Source organism: Bartonella sp. CL435QHHD, from assembly GCF_042195095.1.
Taxonomy (GTDB): domain Bacteria; phylum Pseudomonadota; class Alphaproteobacteria; order Rhizobiales; family Rhizobiaceae; genus Bartonella.
On sequence record NZ_JBHINS010000050.1, the window covers coordinates 1 to 2,399 of the forward strand.

Here is a 2,399-nt window from a genome sequence, read left to right on the forward strand (position 1 = left end):
TTTACTGAGTACGCTGTAAATGTTTGATGCGGTGACTTTACCCAAGCGCGCTTGAAACCATTCTGCTGTTCTTTGTTCCATATCACACCGCCGTTCTTTGTTCTTGTGATACATATTCTATATCTTGGACGTGAATATATTCGGCATCTTGTATAGGCGCTTCTATTTGCTTTTGTTGTAGGAAAGATTGTTCTTTTTCATGCTGTCTCTTTTGCAAAATATCCAAAATCCTTTGTGCTACTTCATCAGGAAGATCTTCAAGCCTATCGACTTGTGCATAATCAAGCACTTTTTCTTCTTCTGTTTGAGTGATGTTTATTAATTGTTTGATTTGCGTAAGCACATCATAAGAAACTAACTTCGTTTGTACGTTATGGTTTGTTTCATTGATACGTTTTGCTTCATCTTCTTCATAAATACCGGAAAGCCCGAAAGCATAGCGAGCACACTGTATAGTAGCTTTATGGCGCAACATACGTGCGGGGTATTTTTTCCAAGGTTCACTTTTGTCTTGTTCGCATTCTTTGAGATATTCGGTGACTTCGATAGGGTCTTTAATTCCTTTGAGACGAATAGCACATTTGATAGCAATGATATTCCCATCTTCATTGAGTTGATCTTGAAAGGTCATGCCATCAAAGTCAGGATTTGATTTGATGATCTTTATCCAACCGTCGATAGAAACAACGGGTATGATGCCGCCGCCTTTTTTAGGGAATGCATAGATTTCTTTTGTTAAAGGGTTAAGTCCATAAGTATTGGCAACAAAAAGAAAAACGGCAAATTCTGCATCAGTGATGACATTAGCATTTTTATCTCCAATACAAGTTTTTATGATTGTGGTTCGAAATTCTTCAGCAGAAAATCCATATTTTTCTGCCATTTCTTTTAAAAAAGTAGAATTTGTCATCTTGATTTCCTACATTGCGCGCAATTCACCCGTGGCGTGAATCACGCTGGTGTTAAAAGGCTGGTTGGTTGTTAAATTTTTATGTCTTGAGGAATTCTCGTGTTTCCGCGAATATTAGCTAATCCACGAATTTCGGCATTTCTAAAGATCTTGACTGCGTCATAAATGCGAGCACTATCATAAACTTTTGCATCTCCAAAAATCTCAACATTTCCATAATTAATATCATCCTCATACGTGAAATTGGAGCATGATATAATGACATCACCATAAACTTTAGCATTGTTATAAATGAGAGCAGGACCACAAATTATTGCGTTCCCATATACACGAGCATTGTCGTAAATGTGGGCACTATTCTTTATTCGTGCATTCTCAAAAACTTCTGCGTCACCATAAATGAGTGCGCTATTGTAAACTTCTGCATCACCGTAAACATGAGATTTGTCGCGAACAACAGCATCACCAAAAACATGTGCACTACCAGAAACTTCGGCATTACCAAAAACAACAGCACGACTGTAAACTTGTGCATCAGAATAAACTGAAGCATTTCCACTAATACAGGCGCCATCAAATATCTTGGCATTATGAAAAATGGTAGCGCTTTCAAGCACCTTGGCATCATCATAGACCCAGCAATTGCCATCATGACCTAAGTTATATTCCTTTTCAATAAAGCCACCAAGATCTCCTTTTTTGACATCATCAAAATCCCTTAAAGCACGAATACGGTGAAGAGTTTTTCCATCAAACTGAATTGTTTCATCAGTAAGTTCGTATTTTTTTTCCATGGTTTATTTCCTTGATTTGCGTACAATTCACCCGTGGCGTGAATCACGCTTGTGTTTAAAAATGTTGTTTGGTTGTTAGAAACGGCTTATGTAGCTTATATCGCTTGCTGAATAGTCACTTTCGTAGATGATTGAATTGCGTCCACGAATTTCAAGATTACCAGAAATATTTACATTATCGAAAATATATACTCTATCTAGAATTTTCATATTTCCGGAAATGTGTGCTTTATCACTTATATAAGCATCTCCATAGACACGGGCATTGCCATAAACATGGCCCAAAACTCGAGCCTCACCATAAATTTGTGCATTGCCGTAAATTTGCGCATCATATTCAACATATGCTTCACCGCAAACTTTTGCATTTTCATAAACACGCGCCCTGCCTGTAATTTGTGCGCGTTCAAATACTTGTGCATTGCCGAAAATCTTAGCGTCACCACAAACCATAGCTTTATGCCAAACCCAACAATCGCCTTCATGCGATAGGTTGTCTTCTTTTTGTATATAGCCACCTAAGTAACCTTTTTTAATATTTCTAAAATCTCTTAATGCACGTATGCGATAAAGTTTTTTACTTTTATCGGTTCTTGCATCATAAAATTCTTTTATTTCATCAGTAAGTTCATATTTCTTTTCCATGATTACTATTTCTCACGTTCTACGATTACGGTGGAGCCACTAATTTTACA

Annotated in this window: 3 protein-coding genes and 1 pseudogene; all 4 read right to left on the reverse strand. The window is 37.1% G+C overall.

The genetic code is table 11. The features are described from left to right. A pseudogene (locus ACFILH_RS02215) lies at nt 1-81 on the reverse strand (exonuclease); the annotation flags it as partial. Nucleotide 82: 1 nt separating this feature from the next. Then, nucleotides 83-910, reverse strand: coding sequence for a phage recombination protein Bet (bet, locus tag ACFILH_RS02220; protein WP_375658291.1), 828 nt, complete (start codon nt 908-910; stop codon nt 83-85). 71 nt (nt 911-981) lie between these two features. Then, nucleotides 982-1,704: a hypothetical protein gene (locus tag ACFILH_RS02225; RefSeq protein WP_273791663.1), complete on the reverse strand. Its 723-nt coding sequence runs from the start codon at nt 1,702-1,704 to the stop codon at nt 982-984. Nucleotides 1,705-1,779: 75 nt separating this feature from the next. After that, on the reverse strand, nt 1,780-2,349 hold the full coding sequence (locus ACFILH_RS02230; protein ID WP_273791664.1) for a hypothetical protein: 570 nt from the start codon (nt 2,347-2,349) through the stop codon (nt 1,780-1,782). Nucleotides 2,350-2,399: the final 50 nt, after the last annotated feature.